Below are 21,513 nucleotides of genomic sequence, written 5' to 3' on the forward strand. Positions count from 1 at the left end.
CAGCTACCTAATACCCCACCATATGTAAATCCGTGCATAGCGTCAGCCTTCACTACACACTTAGTCACAGAGATGACAGCGATACAACCTCAAACAACGAGGCTGCTTTGTTGCGTCATCCCTTGATGGACTTGCTGCAAGCAGTAGATCAACAAGGCTCCATCTCTGCGGCCGCACGACAGCTCAGCTTGTCTTATCGCCACGTGTGGGGTGAGCTCAAACGTTGGGAAGATGTGCTGGGCCACGAACTCATCATTTGGGAAAAAGGCCAATCGGCCAAGCTGACCGAATTTGGTGGCAAGCTCATGTGGGCCGAACGCCAAACCCAAGCCCGCTTAGCCCCTCAGCTAGAAGCTTTGCGTGCAGACCTAGAACGCACTTTTGCCGTAGCTTTTGACCCCGACGCCCACGTGCTCACCCTGTATGCCAGCCACGACGACGCATTGCCGCGCCTGCGCGAACACGCAGCCAACGAAGGTTTGCATTTGGACATCCGTTTTTGCGGAAGCGTAGACGCCATTCGCGCCCTCAACGAAGGGCGTTGCACCTTGGCTGGTTTTCACACGCAAAGCCACCCTGGCGATGCCTCACACACCGCGGCCGCCTACAAAAATTTATTACAGCCGGGCCTGCACAAAATCATTGGCTTTGCCACGCGTTCTCAAGGCCTCATCACCGCTGCGGGTAACCCTTTGCAGCTGCAAAACTTGACCGATGTAGTGCGCACCCAAGCTCGGTTTGTGCAGCGCAGCCCAGGCACCGGCACACGTGTGCTGCTGGACGACTTGCTGCGGCAAGACCACATCCAACCAAACGCCTTAAACAGCAGCGCTGAGGAAGAGCCATCCCACACCGCTTTGGCCGAAGCCATTGCCTCAGGACGGGGCGATGTGGGCTTGGGAATTGAAAGCACTGCCGCAGCACGAAGCCTGGGCTTTGTGCCCTTGGTGCGTGAACAATTTCATTTGGTTTGCCTCAAATCCGCGCTTGACACACCCGCCACACAAGCCCTGCGCACACTGCTGCAAGCGCCTACTTGGCATGAGGTACTCAACGCCCTACCGGGCTACGCAGCCCAAGACAGTGGGCAGGTGCAATCACTGAACCAACAGCTGCCGTGGTGGACCTTCAGACGGACCAAAAAGGCCAGTTGATAAGACCACTGGGCATGTGAACTAATTTCAAGTCACCTCTGAAATCTTCATGTGGGTGAAGACACAGCAAGCGTTTGTCTTGGTACCATCACGGGTTGGCAAAAAATGGAGGCACTCAGTGTCAAAACTTCTTAAATTTGCATTAGGCGTTGACCGCATCAGTGAACAGTTTGGTCACTTGGCGGCATTCGGCGTATTAGCAGCCGCTGTCATCTCGGCAGGCAATGCATTCATCCGCTACGGCTTTGACATCAGCTCAAACGGTTGGCTCGAAATTCAGTGGTACTTGTTCGCAGCCACGGTCATGTTGGGCGCACCCTTGGTGCTCAAACTCAACGAACACGTGCGCGTGGACCTGTTCTACGGAAAACTCAAAAAGAACGCGCCTGTCTACGTGGACTTGTTTGGCTTGGTGGTGTTCTTGTTGCCCGTGATGGCCATGTTGGCTTGGTTGAGCTTTCCTCTGTTTCTCAAGATGCTGGTCACCAACGAAATGTCTAGCAACGCAGGCGGCCTGATTCGTTGGCCCGCCATGCTCCTTCTTCCCTTGGGCTTTGCTTGGATGTTCCTGCAAGGTTTGAGTGAAATCATCAAGCGCGTGGCTTACTTGCAAGGCAAGTTTGAAATGGACACGCACTACGAAAAGCCAGTGCAATAAGGACTCACGATCATGCAAATGGAAAACTTCGCACCCATCATGTTCGGCGGCCTTGTGCTGACGATGCTGATTGGCTTCCCTGTCGCGTTCTCGCTGGCATTTTTAGGCTTGGCTTGTGGTCTCTTCGCCATCAGCATGGACTGGTTCCCTGTGAGCTTCATGTCCAACTTGCCGTTGAACATTTTTGGCATTCTCAGCAACGACTTGTTGCTGGCCATCCCCTTCTTCACCTTCATGGGTGCCATCCTTGAAAAGTGTGGCCTCGCCGAAGACATGCTCGACTCGATGGGTCAGCTGTTTGGCACCGTGCGCGGTGGCTTAGGCTACTCGGTCATCATCGTAGGCTTCATCTTGGGCGCGATCACCGGCACGGTGGCTGGCCAAGTGATTGCCATGGCCTTGATTTCACTGCCCGTGATGATTCGCTACGGCTACAACATGCGCTACGCCACTGGCGTGCTGGCAGCCTCAGGCACCATCACCCAGTTGGTACCACCCTCACTCGTGTTGGTGGTGATGGCTGACCAGCTCGGCCGCTCTGTGGGCGACATGTACAAAGGTGCTTGGGGCCCATCGATTCTGCAAGTCGGCATCTTCGCGCTCTATACATTTGCCCTCGGCTTGATCAAACCAGAACACGTGCCAGGCATTCCTAAAGAAGCACGCACAGCCGACGGCTTCCACCTGTGGATGAAGTGCTTGCGCGGCATCATCCCATCAGCCTTCTTGATCTTCGCGGTCTTGGGCTCGATGGGCGGTTTGCCGGGCATCAACACCGCCATCGCCACCCCCACCGAAGCCGGTGCCATGGGTTGCGTGGGCGCTTTGATCTTGGCTGCCATTCATAACCGTTTGGACAAAGACCTGATTTGGGAAGCCATGCACAGCACCATGCGCCTCACCGCCATGGTCGTGTTCATCCTGATTGGTTCACGCGTGTTCTCCATGGTGTTCCAAGGTGTGGACGGCGCCAAGTGGGTCGAACACTTGCTGACAGGCTTGCCTGGTGGCGTGGTGGGCTTCTTGATTGTGGTGAACATCTTCATCTTCTTCTTGGCGTTCTTCTTGGACTTCTTTGAAATCGCCTTCATCATCTTGCCAATGCTCGGCCCAGTTGCCGAGAAGATGGGCATCGACATGGTGTGGTTCGGCGTGCTGCTGTGCGTGAACATGCAGACCAGCTTCATGCATCCGCCCTTCGGCTTTGCGCTGTTCTATCTGCGCGGCATTGCGGACACCCTGTTCAAAGAAGGTCGCATCGAAAAACCCGTCAAGTCCAACGACATCTACATGGGTGCCATTCCATGGGTGATCATGCAAGTGGTCTTGGTGGTGATCGTGATCTTCGTGCCCGAGACTGTGACCATGTTCTTGGACAAAGAAGAAAAGGTCGACCTCGATAAAGTGGTCATTGAAATGCCCACCGAGCAAGAGACACCCGAAGCCGAGCTCAAGCTCGATGGCACCAAGCCTGCAGCAGGCGAAACCGCTGCCGAAGAGCAAAAGCGCATGGAAGACTTGTTCAAAAAATAACGTCCCCAACGACGACCAGCCCCTCCGGTACGCCTGAGGGGCTTTTTCTTGCCAGTCACATCACACCTATCCGTATGACCACCACCGAACAAACCACCACGCCAGCCCTGGGCCCAACACCCTTTGTGTTTCACCCCTCCATCGACGATGGCGTTGAAGGTCCAGCGTTCTCACGCTGGTTTCAAGCCATCACCTGGACCACCTTGGTGGGTTCAGGTTATTGGCTGCTGACCCTGTGGCAGCAAGGCAAATTTGGCGGCGACACCAGCGTCAATGGTTTACGCAATGCGGGCTGGTTTGTGTTGGGTTGGACCCTGCTCGCCTGGACCACATGGCATGTCATGCACAGCCGTGCACGACTCGATGCCAAAGGCATTCACCAAACCTGGATTTGGGACAAACACATGAGCTACGACGAACTGGCCTACGCCAAACTCATCCGCATTCGTGGCTTGGAGTGGTTCATGGCGCCACGCTTTTATGTGCGGACCTTGATGGGCAAATTTGCCGTGTTCTACATCAGCAGCCCACAGGTGCAAGCCGAATGCGAACGCCTGAGTGCAGAGCTGGCAGCGTTTCGCGAGTTTTAAAAAGACTGAAAACAAAGGCCCATAAAAAAACCGCGCCGTAGCGCGGTTTTTTTGTTCCTGCACAAAGGCTGAATTACAGCTTTTGCTTTTGCATGAACGAGTCGAACTTGGCTTCCGTGAATTGGAACCACAGGTTGGAGTCGCCACGGAACTTCGCGTAGTCGGTGTAGACCTTTTTCCAGTTCGCGTTCTTGGCGCTGATTTCGTCGTAGAAAGCCATGGATTCTTTGAAAGCAGCAGCCATCACGTCTTTCGGGAACTCGCGCAACTTGGTGCCAGAGCCCACCAACTGCTTCAAAGCAGCGGGGTTACGTGCGTCGTATTTGGCTTGCATGTCGGTGTGTGCCATGGCAGCAGCGGCTTCCACGATGGCCTTGTTCTCAGGCGACAGGGCAGCGAATGCTTTGTCGTTGATGAAGAAGTCCAACTCTGGACCACCTTCCCAGAAACCTGGGTAGTAGTAGAAAGGCGCCACTTTGCTGAAGCCCAATTTCAAATCGTCGTATGGGCCAATCCACTCGGCTGAGTCGATGGTGCCTTTTTCCAACGCTGGATAGATGTCGCCGCCAGGAATGTTTTGTGGCACAACGCCCAAACGCTCCAACACTTTGCCGCCGAAGCCACCAATACGGAACTTCAAGCCCTTCAAATCATTCAACGATTTGATTTCTTTGCGGAACCAGCCACCCATTTGAGCACCTGTGTTGCCACCTGGGAAGTTCACGATGTTGTACTTGGCGTAGAACTCGCGCATCAGCTTCAAGCCGTTGCCTTCGTACATCCAAGCAGTCATTTGACGGCTGTTCAAACCGAAAGGAATGGCACAACCCAAAGCAAAGGTTTCGTCCTTACCGAAGAAGTAGTAAGGGGCTGTGTGAGCCATTTCGATAGAGCCTTGTTGCACACCATCGACCACGCCGAACGCAGGCATGATTTCGCCAGCTGCGTGCACCGAGATTTCGAACTTGCCACCCGACATGGCTTTGACAGCCTTGGCGAATGTGTCAGCAGCACCGTGGATGGTGTCGAGCGACTTGGGGAAGCTCGAAGCCAAGCGCCAACGGATAGCGGCTTGTGCGTGCACTGCTGGGGCTGCACCGGCAGCCAAAATACCTGCAATACCAGCGTTTTTAATAACGGAACGACGGTCCATGAAAGACTCCCTTGAGTTGTTAAAACAAACCGTTTTGCGACACACATTTGTGATGAGCGCTTCAAAACGATGGGGCATTGTATGCAGTTGCGAACACCCTCAGAGGCGCGGGTTTACCCCCGAAGAACTTGTATTTCAAAATTCTTCAGAAGGCTTGAAATTACTTCAATGGAAAGTTAATTCAAAAGCGTTGCAAAACGCTTTTCGATGGCCGCTTGAATGCCTGCTGCATCCAAACCCATCTCGGCTAACAACTTGACTGGATCACCGTGTTCGGTGAACGCATCACCAATACCTAACACCAATACTGGCTTAGGTTGTTGCAAATCTTGCAAAGCCTCGAGCACGGCTGAACCTGCGCCGCCCATGACGGCACCCTCTTCCACCGTGACCAAGGCATCGTGCGTGGCTGCAATCTTGGCAAGCAGCTCCGTATCGAGCGGCTTAGCCCAACGCATATTGACCACCGTGGCATTGAGCGCTTCACCCGCTTGCAACGCTGGGTACAGCAGCGTGCCAAACGCGAGGATGGCAATGCGCTTGCCTTCGCGACGCACCTCACCTTTACCAAAAGGCAACGCATTCAAGCCACGCGTCACAGGCACGCCAGCGCCAGCACCGCGCGGGTAACGCACGGCCACACAGTGGTCTTGTTGGTAAGCCGTGGTCAGCAACTGACGGCATTCGTTTTCGTCGGCAGGACAAGCCATGCTGACATTGGGAATGCAACGCATGAACGGGATGTCGTACAAGCCTGCGTGCGTCGCGCCATCCGCACCCACGATGCCTGCGCGGTCGAGCGCCAGCACCATCGGTAACTTTTGCAGTGCCACATCGTGAATCACTTGGTCATACGCACGTTGCAAGAAGGTGGAATAAATCGCCACTACAGGCTTCAAACCTTCACAGGCTAAACCCGCCGCAAACGTGACGGCATGTTGTTCAGCAATGCCCACATCGTGATAACGCTCGGGGAAGCGCTTGTTGAACTCGACCATGCCCGAGCCCTCGCGCATGGCGGGCGTGATACCCACCAGCAATGGGTCGTGCTCAGCCATATCGCACAACCATTGGCCAAACACTTGGGTGAAGGTAGTTTTAGCTGGGCTAGTTGCAGGCACCAGACCCACAGCAGGGTCAAACTTGCCCGGGCCATGGTAGGCCACAGGGTCGGCTTCGGCCAACTTGTAGCCTTGCCCTTTTTTGGTGACCACATGAAGGAACTGCGGGCCTTCTAGATGCTTGAGATTTTCCAGCGTGGGAATGAGCGACTCAAGGTCATGCCCATCAATCGGGCCGATGTAGTTGAAGCCAAATTTTTCAAACAAAGTGGCGGGCACCACCATGCCTTTGGCATGCTCTTCAAAACGCTTGGCCAGTTCAAACAAAGGCGGTGCGCCTTTGAGCACTTGCTTACCTACCTCTTTGGCGGCAGAGTAAAACTTGCCGCTCATCAACTGCGCCAAGTAGCGATTCAGCGCACCCACGGGTGGGCTGATGGACATGTCGTTGTCGTTCAAGATGACCAGCAACTTGGATGTAGACACACCGCCGTTATTCAAAGCCTCAAAGGCCATGCCTGCCGTCATCGCACCGTCGCCAATCACGGCGATGGCGTGGCGTTGTTCGCCTTTTTGTTGCGCGGCGATGGCCATGCCCAAAGCAGCCGAAATACTGGTGGACGAGTGCGCCGTGCCAAAGGCGTCGTACTCGCTTTCGTCACGGCGCGGAAAACCGCTCAAGCCGTGACGTTGGCGCAGCGTGCCCATTTGGTCGCGACGACCCGTCAAGATTTTGTGTGGGTAAGTTTGGTGACCCACATCCCACACGATGCGGTCGTGCGGTGTGTTGAACACATAGTGCAAAGCCACAGTCAACTCAACCGTGCCGAGGTTAGAGCTGAGGTGTCCACCTGTTTTAGCCACGCTATTGAGCACGAACGAACGCAACTCATCGGCCAGTGCTGGCAACTGGTGGCGCGGCACAGCCCGCAGGTCTGCGGGTGAATTGATGGTTTGCAACAAATTAGGCATGTGTATTCAAGTGTTCCGGTTCACCACGCGCTCGGCCAGCGCGGCCAGCGTGTGGGTGTGCGTCAAGCCTGTGCTGTGCAAGGCATCGAGCGCCTCGCGCAACAACGACTGCGCATATGACTTTGCCTCTTCCAAACCCAACAACGACACGTAGGTAGGTTTGTCATTCGCGGCATCTTTACCCGCAGTTTTACCAAGCGTGGCTGAATCGGCGATGACATCCAAAATATCGTCCACCACCTGAAAGGCTAAGCCCAAGGCTTGACCATAGCGCTTCAAGCCACTCAGCGCTTGCGGTGTGGTTTCTCCACACGCTGCGCCCATCATGACGCTGCCTTCTAACAAGGCGCCAGTTTTGAGGCGATGCATTTGGCGCAACTGGTCTTCAGTCAACGCCACACCCACGCTAGCCAAATCAATAGCTTGACCACCGGCCATGCCGGCGTGACCGGCTGAGGTGGCGAGCAAACGACAAAGCCGAGCTTGTACGCAAGAGGGAATCAAAGATGCGTCAGGCGTGAGGAACTCAAAGGCCAAGGCCTGCAAAGCATCGCCCGCCAGCAAGGCCTGGGCCTCACCAAACTGCACATGCACGGTCGGCTTGCCACGGCGCAGCACATCGTTGTCCATGCAAGGCATGTCGTCGTGCACCAGTGAATAAGCATGAATCAGCTCTACGGCGCAAGCGGCGCGCAATGCGGCCTCGTCCAGTGCTGCATCTTTCTGGCCGTGGGCCACGGCCTCACGCGCCGCTAACACCAACAGGGGGCGCAAACGCTTGCCGCCATCGAGCACGGCGTAGCGCATAGCCTCACCCAAGTCTGCGGGAGCTTGAGGACTAATCCAGTCAGACAACGCGTCTTCAACAACAGCCAACCAGTGGTTAGTCCATTGGTCGAGTTCGTTAGACGTCATAGAGGGGGTCATCGCAGCGCTCACGTGGGTGTCCAAGATTTCAAAGCCCCGTTGTCGAGCACCTTGATTTGCTGCTCCACCGCGTCCAGTTGTGCACGGCAGTAACCCAAAAGTTCGGCACCACGTTGGTACCCAGACAACAAATCAGCCAATGGCAACTGGCCTGACTCCATTTGCTGCACCAAGCCTTCCAGCTCTTTCAAAGCAGCCTCATAGCTGACGGGCGCAGTGTCTGCGCCGCTTGGGGTGGTTTTGGCCTTGGGCATGGTGTGCGGATATCCGTTTTGAGGTGGGTCAAATAGCCTGCCATTTTAGGCTGCATGCGGGGCATGGTTGACCCCCTTGGGTACAATGGGCATCCTTCAATCGACCTTCGGGCCGATTTATTTTTGTCCACTTATCTCCCTGTGGGGAGTCTTTAGGTCAGGTCACCCATGTCTGATTTAAGTCTTCAACTGCAGCAGGCGCACAGCCAACTACCAGTTACCAGTTATTTCGATGAGGCGCTTTTTCAGCGCGAACTGGAGACCATCTTTCAGCAAGGGCCCCGTTATGTGGGCCACCAGCTTGCTGTGCCCAATGTGGGCGACTACTACGCTTTGCCGCATGAAGGCGGAGGGCGTGCTCTTGTGCGCTCGGCCAAAGGCGTAGAACTGGTATCCAACGTGTGTCGTCACCGCCAAGCGGTGATGCTCAAGGGCCGTGGTTCACTCAACACCCAAGCTCCAGGCTCTGCCGGTGGCAACATCGTGTGCCCTCTGCACCGCTGGACGTATGCACCCTCTGGCGAATTGCTGGGTGCGCCCCACTTCTCGCACGACCCTTGTCTGAACCTCAACAACTACAAGTTGCGCGAGTGGAACGGTATGCTGTTCGAAGACAACGGCCGCGACATCTTGGCTGACCTCGCAGGCATGGGCCCAGCCAAAGACCTCAACTTTGATGGCTACGCCCTCGACCACGTCGAGCTGCACGAGTGCAATTACAACTGGAAGACCTTCATCGAGGTCTACCTTGAGGACTACCACGTCGGCCCCTTCCACCCTGGCTTGGGCAACTTTGTCACCTGCGACGATTTGCAATGGGAATTCAAGCCCGAGTACTCGGTGCAAACCGTGGGCGTGGCCAACACCTTTGGCAAACCCGGCTCTGACGTCTACAAAAAATGGCACGACGTGCTGCTGAACTACCGCAGCGGTGCGCTGCCCGAGCGCGGTGCGATTTGGCTCACCTACTACCCTCACATCATGGTGGAGTGGTACCCACATGTGCTGACGGTGTCCACACTGCACCCTGTCAGCCCCACCAAAACGTTGAACAGGGTGGAGTTCTACTACCCAGAAGAAATCGTGGCCTTCGAGCGCGAGTTCGTCGAAGCCCAACGCGCGGCCTACATGGAAACCTGCATTGAGGACGACGAAATTGCTGAGCGCATGGACGCAGGTCGCAAGGCTCTCATGCAGCGCGGCGACAACGAAGTCGGCCCTTACCAAAGCCCGATGGAAGACGGCATGCAGCACTTCCACGAGTGGTACCGCGGCAAACTCAACTTCGCACAAAGCTAAGCCATACGCATGCAAGCCCTGTGGATGCTGCTGGGTGCAGCCTTTTTTGCCACCATGGGGGTTTGCGTCAAATATGGCTCCGCCCACTTCAACTCGGCTGAACTCGTGTTCTACCGTGGCGTTGTGGGTTGCATTTTTTTAGTAGTCATTGCGCAACAACAAAACATCTCGCTACGCACCCAATATTTGGGCATGCACGTGTGGCGGTCCATCATCGGTGTTACCTCATTGAGTGCTTGGTTTTACGCCATCGCCAAGCTGCCACTGGCCACTGCCATGACGCTCAACTACATGAGCAGCGTTTGGATTGCCGCCTTCATCGTGGGCGGCTCTCTCATCAATTGGAAACCGAGTGAAGGTCAAAGCGCTTGGTCACAAGGCCCCTTAGCCCTCACCGTCATGGCCGGCTTTGCGGGCGTGGTCATGGTGCTGCGACCCACCATGGCACAAGACCAAATTTATGCAGGTCTCATTGGCCTCATGTCTGGCTTTTGCGCGGCCTTTGCTTATATGCAAGTCACGGCCTTGGGGCGCATTGGAGAACCCGAAACGCGCACCGTGTTTTACTTTGCCATCGGCACCATCCTGGCAGGACTGGCAGGTATGGCATTCATGGGTATCTCTACGTGGGAGTGGGAGCACGCGGTGTGGCTGATCCCCGTGGGCATTTTTGCCTCACTCGGTCAGCTGTGCATGACACGCGCCTACAGCCACGGCGCCACGCTGGTGGTGGCCAACTTGCAATACTCGGGCATTGTGTTTGCTGCGCTCTACAGCTTGCTGCTGTTTGGTGATGACATCCCACTCATCGGTTGGGCGGGCATGGCACTTATTACCCTAAGCGGCATCTCTGCCACTTTGCTGCGTGCACGTGCCGCACCACAAACACCTGCCGAAGAACACTGACACCACTCATCATCCGTGAAGCGTTGAAGCCGCAAAGGAAAACACCATGTACACCACACTCATTTCTGTTGCTCAACTCCAAGCCCTGCAAACCAGCGGTGCGGCTGTCGCTGTGTTTGACTGCACCTTCGACTTGATGAACCCACCGGCAGGCCACGCGCAGTTTGTAGAGCAACACATCGCAGGCGCACAACACGCTGACCTGGACCTTCACCTTGCCACACACGACGCAAACAAGCGTGTGAATGGTGGCCGCCACCCGCTGCCCCAGCGCGACGTGTTTGCAGCTTGGTTGCAAAGCATGGGCGTGAACCAAGACACCCAAGTGGTGGTGTACGACCGCAACGGCATGAACTACTGCGGACGCTTGTGGTGGATGCTCAAGTGGTGTGGCCATAACGCAGTGGCCGTACTCGATGGTGGCTTTCAGGCCTGGGTAGCGGCTAGCGGCTCTGTCGCTTCAGGCGAAGCAACCTCAACAGCCAGTGACATGCATGTGGCAGGCAACTTTGCCCTGCAGACGCCATTGGTGAGATTGGTAGACACCGCAACTGTGTCTGCGCATTTGAACGACGGCACCCAAACCATCGTCGACGCACGCGGCGCACCGCGCTACCGCGGCGAGGTAGAACCACTCGACCCTGTGGCGGGACATATCCCCGGCGCTTTGAACCGCCCGTTCAACACCAACCTCAACGCGAATGGTTTCTTTAAAAGTGCAGACGAATTGCGTGCTGAGTTTGCAGCCTTGCTGGGCAACGCCAAACCAGACACCGTGGTGCACCACTGCGGCAGTGGCGTGAGCGCTGTGCCCAATGTGTTGGCCATGGAAGTGGCGGGCTTAGGACGCACTGCCCTCTATGCAGGCAGCTGGAGCGAGTGGTGCAACACACCCGGCCTGCCCTGCGAAAAATCTTGAACTTAGCTTAGTGCTGTGCCCACTCGCCCAACGCGGCAACCAGGCCAATACCTGCAAACAGCCAAGCCACTTGCGCGGCTGTCTCTTTGGGTGAGAGGCGTTTTTGAAGTTGTGGAATCAAGTCAGCCAGCGCCACATAAATAAAGCTGCTGGCAGCCACCACCAAAAAGAAGGGCAAGTACTCGTGCAATGCGCCCACGAGCAAGTAGCCCATCACCCCACCAATCGCCGTCACGCCACCAGCCAGCGTGAGTTTGAACAAGGCAGCGCGTGGATTGCTGAGTGTTTGACGCAACACCACCAAGTCACCCACATGGTGCGGCACTTCGTGGGCCATCACCGCCAATGCGGCGGCAATACCCAAACGTGGATCAGCCACAAATGCAGCAGCAATCAAAATGCCGTCGCCAAACGCGTGCACGCTGTCGCCCAGCAACACCGCCCAGCCGCCGCTGTGGTGGCTACGGTCATGATGGTGGTGATGCGCATCGTGTGTGTGGTGTGCGTGCTCATGCGTATGGTCGTGTGCATCGCTGTGAGCATGGTCGTGCCCATGCTCATGCCCGTGGTGCCACAACTCAGCTTTGTCGAGCAAGAAGAAAAACACCAAGCCCACCAGAAGCGCCACGAACAAAGCATGTGCTGAAACGCCCGCTTCCACAGACAACTCAAACGCCTCTGGCAACAAGCGAGTGAACGCCGTCGCGAGCAAAGCGCCCGCCGCAAGGCTCAACAAATGCTGGGTGAAACGCGACAGCAGCGCATAAGCCAACAAGGCCGCCAGCCACACACTGCCCATGCCGGCAACTAAGGTACCCACAAGAATTGAAATCAAAGTCATGAGCAGATTATCTCGCGCCCAAAGACGACCACCACAAACAGGGAAGGTTTAGTTCAAACCCGCTCGATGATCAAGGCAATCCCCTGCCCCACCCCAATGCACATGGTGCACAGCGCATAGCGCCCACCCGTGGTGTGCAAACGGTTGATGGCCGTGGTGACCAAACGCGCGCCCGAAGCACCTAAAGGATGACCCAGCGCAATGGCACCGCCCCAAGCGTTCACGCGGGCATCGTCGTCCTTCAAGCCCAACATACGCAGTACGGCCAAACCTTGGGCAGCAAAAGCTTCGTTCAGTTCAATGACATCCATTTGGTCAATCGTTAAACCCGTTTGTGCCAACACTTTTTCGGTGGCCGGCGCGGGGCCAATGCCCATCACACGGGGTGCTACACCTGCCGTGGCCATGCCCACCACGCGAGCTTTGGGCGTCAGACCATATTGCTTCACGCTCGCTTCGTTGGCCAACAACAAAGCGCAAGCGCCATCGTTCACGCCACTGGCATTGCCTGCTGTCACGCTGCCCTCGGGGCGCACCACACCTTTGAGTTTGGCCAACGACTCTAGGTTGGTGTCGCGTGGGTGTTCGTCTTGGCTCACCACCAAAGCATCGCCTTTTTTCTGGGGAATGGTCACAGCACAAATTTCGCGTGCAAAGTGACCATCTTGGATGGCGGCCAATGCATTGCGCTGGCTACGCAAAGCCATTTGGTCCTGCGCTTCGCGCTCAATCTTGTAATCGACTGCCACGTTTTCTGCGGTTTCGGGCATGCTGTCCACGCCGTATTGCGCCTTCATGAGCTTGTTCACAAAGCGCCAGCCAATGGTGGTGTCATACACCGCGTTGTTGCGGCTGAATGCGCTCTCGGCTTTGGGCATGACAAATGGCGCGCGGCTCATGCTCTCCACACCGCCCGCAATCATCAACGCTGTTTCACCTGATTTGATGGCGCGTGCCGCTGTGCCCACCGCGTCTAAGCCTGAACCACACAAGCGATTGATCGTGCCACCTGGCACCTCCATGGGCAAGCCTGCGAGCAAAGCAGCCATGCGCGCCACGTTGCGGTTGTCTTCGCCGGCTTGGTTGGCACAGCCATAAAGCACATCGGTCACTTGCGACCAGTCGACTGTGGGGTTGCGCTCCATCAAGGCCTTGATTGGAACTGCGGCCAAATCATCAGCACGAACGCTACTCAACGCGCCGCCATAACGTCCAAAGGGGGTGCGAATTGCATCGCAAATATAGGCTTCAGTCATACGAGTTCTCTTAAAAATTCTTCTTCACCATTTCAGTCCTAATTTTTGTTCATCAGACGTGAACTGGGAGACCGATGAGTCGTTCAAGCTCTTCTTTGCTCAAACCATCCACTTGATCGATCAGCTTCAAACCTTCAGGGGTGCATTCCAACGTTGCCAAATCAGAATAAATGCGCTTGACGCAGCCCAATCCCGTGAGGGGATATGAGCACTCTTGCACAACCTTGCTCTCGCCTTTTTTAGTGAGGAGATCCATCATGACCCAAGTCTGTTTGGCACCAACCGCCAAGTCCATCGCACCACCCACCGCAGGAATCGCACCTGCTTCACCCGTGCTCCAATTGGCAAGATCGCCAGTCGCCGACACCTGAAATGCGCCCAAAACACTGATGTCGAGATGACCACCACGCATCATGGCAAAGCTGTCTGCATGATGGAAATAAGCACCGCCTGCCAATAAGGTCACAGGCTGCTTGCCAGCGTTGATCAAGTCGTAATCTTCCTCTCCAGTCAACGGTGCCTGTCCCATCCCTAGGATGCCGTTTTCGCTGTGAAGGACGACCTCCATACCCTCAGGCAAATAATTAGCAACCAGTGTGGGTTGACCGATGCCAAGATTGACATACGCGCCATCGAAAATATCTTGCGCCACGCGCTGAGCGAGTTCTTGCTTTGTTCGTTTTATGTAATTAGTCATACAAGTTTTCCTTACGCAGCTTGCTTGAAGCCGCCCGCTTGTGTCGCCACGCGTTCAATCTTCACGATGCGTGAGACGAATATTCCAGGGGTCACGATGGACTCGGGATTCATCTTGCCCAGTTCGACCACATCGTGAACAGTTGCAATGGTGCATTTGGCTGCGGTGGCCATGACAGGGCCAAAATTACGCGCTGCCTTGCGGAAGGTTAGGTTCCCCCAACGATCGCCAGTTTCAGCTTTGATCAAGGCCACATCGCCGTAGATTGGATACTCGAGCACGTAGTCTTTGCCATTGATACGACGCGTCTCTTTGGGTGTTCCGTCTACATTCAATGACAGCTCTGTTCCGAAGCCAGTTGGCGTGTAGAACGCACCAACACCAGCGCCAGCGGCACGAAGTCGTTCAGCCAAGTTCCCTTGAGGTACCAACTCCAACTCGATCTTTCCGCTTCGATAGAGCTCATCAAAGACGTATGAGTCAGCTTGCCGAGGAAAGCTACAAATGATTTTTCGTACTTGTCCTGCCTTGAGCAAGGCAGCCAACCCGGTGTCTCCGTTGCCAGCGTTGTTGTTGACGACTGTCAGTTCGCGTGCACCATGCTGAATCAATCCGTCGATGAGTTCATTTGGGATACCGGCAGTACCGAAACCGCCAATCAAGACCGTCGATCCGTCTTTGATTCCGGACAAGGCATCTGGAATACTTTTGCAAATTTTGTTGATCATATTTTTATGAAATTTTTCAAATAAAAAGGCGGAGAAATAGACTCAAAGTCTATTTAAAAACTCACTAACCGCGTGTTGGAATTTTTCGGGTTGCTCAAGTGGGCTCAGATGAGATGCATGCTCAAAAATTTCTAATTGCGAACCTGAAATTTCATGATGTATCGCTTCTGCCATCGCTGGCGTTGCCCCCATGTCTAACGCTCCAGCTAAAACCAAGGTGGGGCAGCCGATCAATTTCAAATCATTCAACCAATTGACGCTGGCAACCGCTTGGCAATTGGCAACATAGGCTTTTGCATCGTTAGCCAAAATCTGAGCGCGAAGTGCATCAGTGACTTGAGGGTTGTTTGCTCGAAAATCTTCAGACAAATACCGCTGCGAAATCAGGTCGACGACAGCTGCCATTCCGCGCTGCTCAACAATAGCGATGCGCTCCTTCCAAGCAGCTTGCGCTGCAGGTGCATAACTGCCTACGGTGTGAGCCAATACAAGCCCCCTCACCAAACTCGGATGTTTGATGGCCAATCCTTGCCCGACCATGCCACCCTGCGACAGGCCTACGAAAACGACAGGACCGCGCTTCCAAGCGTTGACGAGTGTGACTGCATCTTCCACCAAGAGGTCTAAATCAAGCGGGCGCAAGCCGAGCTTAGATCGGCCCTGTCCACGATGGTCATACGCCAATATGGGACGTTGTCCTTTTTGGGCATCTATCCAGCCCGACCACATGGCGTGATCCAGGCCCAAGGCATGGCTCACGACAACTGGAAGTCCTGGTCCATCTGAAAGTTGCACTGAGTAAATATCAGACATTCATTCTCTTTCAGTCAGGCTGGATATTTTTCTCGCGAATGAGCTTTTCCCATTTCGCGCTCTCTGCCAGCAAACTAGAAGCGAATGCTTCTGGTGTGCTGCCAATCGCTTCCGCACCTAATACGGAGAAGCGCGCTTTGACTTCAGTGCGGCTCATCGCCTCGATCAACGCTGCATTCATAAATTTCACAATATCGGGCGGCGTTGCTGCAGGCATGAAGACACCAAACCAAGGAGAAAGCACGTACCCTGGAACGCCAGCCTCTGCAATGGTTGGCACTTCTGGCATGGCGGTTGACCGCTTTGACGTGGTGACACCCAAGGCATTCAACTTACCTGCCTGTACATAGGGACGTGCCGATGACACGCTGTCGAACATCATGTCCACTTGTCCACCCAGTAAATCGGAAACAGCAGGGCCACTGCCGCGATAAGGGATGTGTTGGATGTCCAAACCGGTCATGGATGTGAACAACTCACCGGCCAAATGGATTGAAGTGCCGTTACCTGCTGATGCATAGGTCAGCTTTCCGGGTTTTGCCTTGACTTCAGTAATCAAGTCACGCAGGCTTTTTGCTTTCACCTTCGTTGGATTGACCACCAGCATGTTGGGCACGACAGCCAGCATCGACACCGGCGCAAAGTCTTTGATTGGGTCATAGCCCAACTTGGCGTACAAGTGACGATTGGTCACCATACCAATGGATGTGATCACCATGGTGTAACCATCGGCAGGTGACTTGGCCACGAAGTCAACGCCTAAGTTACCACCCGCACCCGCTTTGTTTTCAATCACCACAGGTTGCCCAAACTTGCGCGACAGCTGCTCGCCAACAGAGCGCGCAATACTGTCCATGGCGCCACCAGGTGGGAACGGAACAATCCAGCGGATGGGTTTGTCTGGATAGGCTGCATGCACAGATGAGATGGCCATCCAACCGCAGGCTGCAATAGCCAGCCATTTCAAGCTGACGCTGTTGACTAGTTTGTGAAGTTTCATCATGACCTCAGACAATGGAAGATGGATGTTGAGCCAGAGGTGTGACATGGATCTCCATGTATGGAAACAGAGGCAACGCAGAAAGAAGCTGATGCAACTCATCGTTTGAACTCACATCAAACACACTGTAGTTGGCGTACTCACCGACGACACGCCACAAATGAACCCAACGTCCGTCACGCTGCAGCTCTTGCGAATACGCTTTTTCGAGAGCCTTGATTTCATCCATCTGTTTAGGATCAGCACCTGTGGGAATACGAACATCCATGCGCACGAGATACAACATTAATTTCTCCTTGGGTTAATTGGCTGATTTCAGGATGCTTATTTGCGTCCGAGATCAAAATGTGTGGGGGTCAGGCCTTGCTTCTCTCTGTCGAAGCGATCGAGCTTTTTCTCATCAATCGTGACGCCAAATCCTGGACCATCTGGAATATGCAAATCGAAGTCTTTCACCAACATGGGTGTCTCGACAATGTCGTCAACCAGCAGTTGCGGCCCGAACAATTCGCAACCATGGTGCTTACCTGGGAGCGTCGAGAAAACGTGCGCCGATGCAGCACTGCCCAGCGATGTCTCGAGCATCGTGCCGCCATACCAATCGATGTCAGCAGCCTCGGCAACCGCAGCGACTTTGCGTGTGCGAAGTAAGCCACCATGCTTTGCCACTTTCAGTGAAAAAACATGTGACGCGTTTTGTTTTGACAACATGAGTGCCTCCTGAGGCGTACAAACGCTCTCATCAGCCATGATGAGCGTGCGCATCTGCATACCGACCAACGAAGTCAAACCTTCAATGTTCCACTTTGCAACAGGTTGCTCAATCAAGTCCACACCAGCATCTGCCAATTCGGGGACGTATCTTCGAGCCGTATTGACATCCCAAGCCTGATTCACATCCACCGTGAATCGTGCTTTACCAGCCAATTCGCGCGCGATGGCACTGACCAGTGCGACATCGTCTTGCGGCGAACGTGCGCCAATTTTTATTTTGAAGATGCGGTGACGCCGCTCTTCTAGTTTTCGGTAAGCCTCTTCTAGATCTTTGCCAACATCGCCTGTCGCCAAAGTCCAAGCCAAAGGCAAACGCTCATGCAACTTACCGCCAAGCAATTGCCAAGCTGGCAAATTCTGAGACCGAGCCACTGCATCAATGAGCGCCATCTCAACGGCACTTTTGGCGAAGTAGTTGCCACGGCAGCTTTTATCCATGCGAAGCAAAATCGATTCAAAACCACCTGCTTCTTGGTTGAGAACTGCTGGCGTCAAATACGCCTTGACTGCATGCAAGATGCTCTCGGGGGACTCTTCATTCCAAGACGCACCACCAATGGTGGCCGCCTCGCCCCACCCCACTGCACCGTCGGACAACTCGATCCGAACGATGCAATAACTTTGTTGCTGTATTGAACCAAAGGACAGTTTATGAGGCCGAACTGTTGGAATATCGATGATGCGCGGTTGCAGCGAAATGATGTGAGGCATGGCGTCTTATTCAGTGATGAAATTGGAATGGATGTTTCTTGATCTATCGACGCGCACCGTTTTGAAGAAAATCAAAAATTCAGCACATCGACATCGCAATCCTATGTGTCACAAATCAATTCATCAAATGAATTATTTAGAACATAATGTTCGTTTCAATCGAACTATATTTTGAACCATGGAACTTCGACAACTCAGATACTTCCTCAGTCTTGCCGAAACTGAACATCTCACGCAGTCTGCACAAGCCCTGTTCATCACCCAATCCACACTCTCCCACGGTCTGCGTCAATTGGAAGATGAGTTGGGGACGGTCTTGTTTGACCGAATTGGACGAGGTCTCAAAATTTCTCAGGCTGGATTGGCCTACAAAAGTTTTGTAGGCAGAGCAATACAAGAGCTAGAAGCAGGTCGCATGGCGCTCGCTCAATTGAATGGACTGCAATCTGGGACATTGACCGTCGGCGTTATTCCCACGTTCATGGATACCCTTGTGCCTGCTGCTGTGGCGCACTTCAGTGCAAACTACCCTGGCATTCGTGTTTCGATCCGGGATCTTCGTGCTGACCTGATTGAAAAACACTTAGTCTCAGGACAACTCGATGTGGGTATTGCTTTCCATCCAACACAACATGCAGATATTGATGCCGAGCATTTGTTCAGCGAACAGTTACAGCTGCTCGTCAGCGTGGATCACCGTTTGGCCAAACGCCGTTCGCTGCGCATGCAAGATTTAAAAAACGTCCCTTTGTGTTTGCTGCCCAAAAGTTTTGCGACTCGGCGAATGCTCGATGAAGCTTTCAAATCAGCAAACATCTCACCCGAAATTCGTGTCGAGATGGAATCCGTCAATGCGTTGATCGAGGCCTGCAAAACGGGAACGCTGGCCACGATCGTTCCTGAACGAGCCGCATCTATGAACCAAACGCAATTTCGGGCAATTTCATTACATGCCCCACAGCCTCTGCGACACGCTGGGATTTTGTGGCGCAAGGGCGCATCACGCTCAATGGCAGCCCAAGCCTTCGTGCAGGAACTGGGAAGTCAGACCCAAAGTGGCAGCAAATTTAGTTAGACGACAGCTTTTGACTGGGTTCTTTTCGTCGACTGACTTTTGTAGACGTTGTGATGGGCACCTCTTTGCCCAACAGGGATGGGAATGCATTGTTCTCTAGGTCTAACCATGGCGGATTCTCTGCATACATCTCCACGATCAGTTCTTTGATAGCAGCGATATACCAAGAATCGTCATTGAGACGATGACTCAAGATGATCGGAGAAGTCGCACGCTCATCATCTATGACGCGATACACCAGATCGGACCTGACGCGAGCCGCCGCAGGAATGATGCACACCCCCATTTCTGATGCCACCAAACCCAGAGCGGCTTGTATCTCACGAACTTCGTGAATTTCACCGAGCTGAATGCCTTGGTCATGAACCAAGCTCAAGACGTGGTCTGCATAACTTGGCCGTGGATCCTTGGGGAACACGATCAAATTCTGATTGACCAACTCCTTCAAACTGATCCTGCCACGCACCTTCGCTAAGGGAGAACTTGGCGGCAAGGCAAGAACCAAACGCTCCTCCCTTAAAACCACGCGAGCCACTGACGTGTCGCCAGTTCGGATCCGCCCGAATCCCAAGTCGATACGCCCTGATTTCAGCTCCGCGATCTGATGCACCGAACTCAGATCGACCAAATGAATGTCTGTCTCGGGGTAACGCTTGCGAAACTTGCGAATCAGCACAGGAAGACCCCCATACAAAGTCGATGCGACATAAGCAATTGAAATGGATTGGCGTCGATCTTGGCCAACGCGTTTGGCACCCGCTTTCATTTGTTCAACCCGATGAAGCACCTGCAAGGCCTCTTCGTAAAAAACACGCCCCGCGTCGGTCAAACGCAAAGGCCTGCTGCTGCGTTGAATCAACAGGACGCCGAGCTCCTCCTCAAGGAGCTGAATCTGTCGACTCAGTGGTGGCTGTGCAATGTGCATTTGCTCAGCTGCGCGCGTGAAGTTCTTGGTCGTGGCAACTGCTACGAAATAACGTAATTGACGAAGATCCATTAGGGTAATCCATACCCGCTAGATATGGTGCGTTGTAAGTGGCTGATTTTTAACACAAAAACGATTCACTATATGCAAAAGGTATCGAGGTGGATGAATTTGGTATTGGATGGATTGATGGCACTGCCCTTTAATTCAACCCATGCAACAAACACGTTAACTAACTCAGACAGTTTTTTGCAATGTGAAGGGGGCGTTCCCCAAGCAACCAAGTAAGACCAACCTCTAGGAGATAACCATGACCGTTCAAATTTTCAAAACAAATGAAGTTCAAGATTTTTTAAAGATAGCCAGTGGCCTGACACAAACAGGCGGCAATCCACGCACCAAAACCATCATTCATCGCATCTTGTCTGACCTGTTCAAGGCCATCGAAGACTTGGACATCACATCGGATGAATACTGGGCCGGCGTTGCTTACCTGAATCAGCTTGGCGCACGCAGCGAGGCTGGCTTGCTGTCTCCTGGTTTGGGACTGGATCGTTATTTCGACATGCGCATGGACGCAGAAGACGCTGCACTTGGCTTGACCAACGGCACACCACGTGCGATCGAAGGCCCTCTTTACGTCGCTGGTGCGCCTGTCGTTCAAGGCTTTGCGCGATTAGATGATGGCAGCGATACAGCAGGTAAAACTCTCATCATGCACGGTACTGTGTTTGGTGCAGATGGCAAGCCTGTTTCAAATGCATCTGTTGAAGTCTGGCACGCCAACACCAAGGGGTTCTATTCTCACTTTGATCCCACGGGCGAGCAAAAGGCCTTCAACATGCGCCGCACCATCATGACCGATGCACAGGGTCGTTATAAGTTCCAGAGCATCGTGCCAGTGGGCTACGGATGCCCACCCGACGGTCCAACTCAGGCGTTGCTGAATCAGTTGGGTCGTCATGGCAATCGTCCTGCACACATCCATTTCTTTGTCACAGCAGATGGCCACCGCAAGTTGACAACACAAATCAACATTGATGGTGACCCATTGGTGAATGATGATTTCGCCTACGCAACACGAGACGGCTTGGTGCCCCCAGTTGTTGAACACGCGGACGAAGCCAGCATCAAAGCGCATGGCCTGAGTGGCCCATTCTGTGAAATCAAATTCGACATGACGCTGAGCCCCTTGGTCAATGGCTCAGATAACCAGATCGTTGAGCGCCCTCGCCTAGCAGCCTGATCTTCAACCGAGGTGGGCCGA

General features: G+C 54.1%; 22 protein-coding genes. 9 read left to right on the top strand and 13 right to left on the bottom strand.

All coding sequences use genetic code 11. The features are described from left to right. The first annotated feature begins 32 nt into the window (after positions 1–32). The 4 genes from C5F52_RS24280 to C5F52_RS24295 all read left to right on the top strand — a co-directional run bounded on the left by C5F52_RS24280 (position 33) and on the right by C5F52_RS24295 (position 3,935). Positions 33–1,154, top strand: a complete 1,122-nt coding sequence (locus tag C5F52_RS24280; protein ID WP_104800946.1) for a substrate-binding domain-containing protein — start codon at positions 33–35, stop codon at positions 1,152–1,154. Between the two features lie 118 nt (positions 1,155–1,272). After that, complete coding sequence (locus tag C5F52_RS24285) at positions 1,273–1,812, top strand: TRAP transporter small permease subunit (protein WP_104801055.1); 540 nt, start codon at positions 1,273–1,275, stop codon at positions 1,810–1,812. A gap of 12 nt (positions 1,813–1,824) precedes the next feature. Then, positions 1,825–3,345, top strand: coding sequence for a TRAP transporter large permease subunit (locus C5F52_RS24290; RefSeq protein ID WP_104800947.1), 1,521 nt, complete (start codon positions 1,825–1,827; stop codon positions 3,343–3,345). A gap of 74 nt (positions 3,346–3,419) precedes the next feature. Next, positions 3,420–3,935, top strand: coding sequence for a hypothetical protein (locus C5F52_RS24295; protein WP_236657999.1), 516 nt, complete (start codon positions 3,420–3,422; stop codon positions 3,933–3,935). Positions 3,936–4,008: 73 nt separating this feature from the next. On the opposite strand, the gene C5F52_RS24300 is transcribed toward C5F52_RS24295, so the two are convergent. The 4 genes from C5F52_RS24300 to C5F52_RS24315 all read right to left on the bottom strand — a co-directional run bounded on the left by C5F52_RS24300 (position 4,009) and on the right by C5F52_RS24315 (position 8,302). Beyond that, entirely contained in the window at positions 4,009–5,088 is a 1,080-nt protein-coding gene (locus C5F52_RS24300) for a TRAP transporter substrate-binding protein (RefSeq protein ID WP_104800948.1), read from the bottom strand. Positions 5,089–5,264: 176 nt separating this feature from the next. Continuing rightward, complete coding sequence (gene dxs, locus C5F52_RS24305; protein WP_104800949.1) at positions 5,265–7,121, bottom strand: 1-deoxy-D-xylulose-5-phosphate synthase; 1,857 nt, start codon at positions 7,119–7,121, stop codon at positions 5,265–5,267. A gap of 6 nt (positions 7,122–7,127) precedes the next feature. Next, complete coding sequence (locus C5F52_RS24310; RefSeq protein WP_236658000.1) at positions 7,128–8,036, bottom strand: polyprenyl synthetase family protein; 909 nt, start codon at positions 8,034–8,036, stop codon at positions 7,128–7,130. A 20-nt stretch (positions 8,037–8,056) separates the two neighbouring features. Continuing rightward, the gene (locus C5F52_RS24315) at positions 8,057–8,302 is read right to left on the bottom strand and encodes an exodeoxyribonuclease VII small subunit (protein ID WP_104800951.1); all 246 of its coding nucleotides are present in this window, start codon (positions 8,300–8,302) and stop codon (positions 8,057–8,059) included. A gap of 168 nt (positions 8,303–8,470) precedes the next feature. Between C5F52_RS24315 and C5F52_RS24320 the strand changes: the two genes are divergently transcribed. The 3 genes from C5F52_RS24320 to C5F52_RS24330 are packed head-to-tail and all read left to right on the top strand — an operon-like array spanning position 8,471 to position 11,426. Further along, positions 8,471–9,601: an aromatic ring-hydroxylating dioxygenase subunit alpha gene (locus tag C5F52_RS24320; protein WP_104800952.1), complete on the top strand. Its 1,131-nt coding sequence runs from the start codon at positions 8,471–8,473 to the stop codon at positions 9,599–9,601. 9 nt (positions 9,602–9,610) lie between these two features. Further along, entirely contained in the window at positions 9,611–10,507 is an 897-nt protein-coding gene (locus C5F52_RS24325; RefSeq protein WP_104800953.1) for a DMT family transporter, read from the top strand. A gap of 46 nt (positions 10,508–10,553) precedes the next feature. Next, positions 10,554–11,426 carry a sulfurtransferase gene (locus tag C5F52_RS24330; RefSeq protein ID WP_104800954.1) on the top strand — a complete coding sequence of 291 codons (873 nt, stop codon included), beginning with the start codon at positions 10,554–10,556 and terminating at the stop codon, positions 11,424–11,426. Between the two features lie 7 nt (positions 11,427–11,433). Here C5F52_RS24330 and C5F52_RS24335 read toward each other — a convergent pair whose 3' ends face one another. Genes C5F52_RS24335 through C5F52_RS24370 form a run of 8 tightly spaced genes read right to left on the bottom strand, consistent with a single transcriptional unit; the run spans position 11,434 to position 18,246 of the window. Next, complete coding sequence (locus tag C5F52_RS24335; protein WP_104800955.1) at positions 11,434–12,267, bottom strand: ZIP family metal transporter; 834 nt, start codon at positions 12,265–12,267, stop codon at positions 11,434–11,436. A gap of 53 nt (positions 12,268–12,320) precedes the next feature. Then, on the bottom strand, positions 12,321–13,523 hold the full coding sequence (pcaF, locus tag C5F52_RS24340; protein WP_104800956.1) for a 3-oxoadipyl-CoA thiolase: 1,203 nt from the start codon (positions 13,521–13,523) through the stop codon (positions 12,321–12,323). 52 nt (positions 13,524–13,575) lie between these two features. Next, positions 13,576–14,220: a 3-oxoacid CoA-transferase subunit B gene (locus C5F52_RS24345; RefSeq protein ID WP_104800957.1), complete on the bottom strand. Its 645-nt coding sequence runs from the start codon at positions 14,218–14,220 to the stop codon at positions 13,576–13,578. 11 nt (positions 14,221–14,231) lie between these two features. Beyond that, the gene (locus C5F52_RS24350; RefSeq protein WP_104800958.1) at positions 14,232–14,948 is read right to left on the bottom strand and encodes a 3-oxoacid CoA-transferase subunit A; all 717 of its coding nucleotides are present in this window, start codon (positions 14,946–14,948) and stop codon (positions 14,232–14,234) included. A 42-nt stretch (positions 14,949–14,990) separates the two neighbouring features. After that, complete coding sequence (locus tag C5F52_RS24355) at positions 14,991–15,761, bottom strand: alpha/beta fold hydrolase (protein WP_104800959.1); 771 nt, start codon at positions 15,759–15,761, stop codon at positions 14,991–14,993. Between the two features lie 10 nt (positions 15,762–15,771). Further along, positions 15,772–16,761 (bottom strand): tripartite tricarboxylate transporter substrate binding protein, encoded by a 990-nt coding sequence (locus C5F52_RS24360; protein WP_104800960.1) that lies wholly within the window; start codon positions 16,759–16,761, stop codon positions 15,772–15,774. 7 nt (positions 16,762–16,768) lie between these two features. Beyond that, positions 16,769–17,047, bottom strand: coding sequence for a muconolactone Delta-isomerase (gene catC, locus C5F52_RS24365; RefSeq protein ID WP_104800961.1), 279 nt, complete (start codon positions 17,045–17,047; stop codon positions 16,769–16,771). A 38-nt stretch (positions 17,048–17,085) separates the two neighbouring features. Further along, positions 17,086–18,246 (bottom strand): muconate cycloisomerase family protein, encoded by a 1,161-nt coding sequence (locus tag C5F52_RS24370; protein ID WP_104800962.1) that lies wholly within the window; start codon positions 18,244–18,246, stop codon positions 17,086–17,088. 178 nt (positions 18,247–18,424) lie between these two features. On the opposite strand from C5F52_RS24370, the gene cynR reads away from it, so the two are divergent. Continuing rightward, positions 18,425–19,321, top strand: coding sequence for a transcriptional regulator CynR (cynR, locus tag C5F52_RS24375; RefSeq protein WP_104800963.1), 897 nt, complete (start codon positions 18,425–18,427; stop codon positions 19,319–19,321). Here the strand turns inward: cynR and C5F52_RS24380 are convergent. Beyond that, positions 19,314–20,318, bottom strand: coding sequence for a LysR family transcriptional regulator (locus C5F52_RS24380; protein WP_104800964.1), 1,005 nt, complete (start codon positions 20,316–20,318; stop codon positions 19,314–19,316). The two genes, cynR and C5F52_RS24380, sit on opposite strands and share 8 nt — an antisense overlap. A gap of 238 nt (positions 20,319–20,556) precedes the next feature. On the opposite strand from C5F52_RS24380, the gene catA reads away from it, so the two are divergent. Next, on the top strand, positions 20,557–21,492 hold the full coding sequence (catA, locus tag C5F52_RS24385; RefSeq protein ID WP_104800965.1) for a catechol 1,2-dioxygenase: 936 nt from the start codon (positions 20,557–20,559) through the stop codon (positions 21,490–21,492). Positions 21,493–21,513 lie beyond the last annotated feature (21 nt).

It is taken from the genome of Limnohabitans sp. TS-CS-82 (assembly GCF_002943475.1).